The following is a 211-nucleotide window of genomic DNA, read 5'->3' on the forward strand; positions in this document are numbered from 1 at the left end:
GGCTGAGGCGCCCGCACCAGTAGAAGCACTCGCACCGGCGGAAGCACCCGCACCGCTCTCCGACGCAGACGGCGAAGAACCTCCGCGACCGATGCCGATCACCGCCCCTGCCCCGAACGGCACCTGGTTGTGGCCCGGCTCGACCTACACCGGCAACTTCGCCGACCCGCAGATCCTGCCGGTCGCCGAACCCGGCGGCACCGTGTACTAC

1 pseudogene is annotated in these 211 nt (G+C 70.6%); it reads left to right on the forward strand.

Annotation, left to right across the window (positions count from 1 at the left end):
* Window positions 1-211: pseudogene (locus CH42_RS16520) on the forward strand (hypothetical protein); the annotation flags it as partial.

The sequence above is a fragment of the Leucobacter musarum subsp. musarum genome, from assembly GCF_001273845.1.
Lineage (GTDB): Bacteria > Actinomycetota > Actinomycetes > Actinomycetales > Microbacteriaceae > Leucobacter > Leucobacter musarum.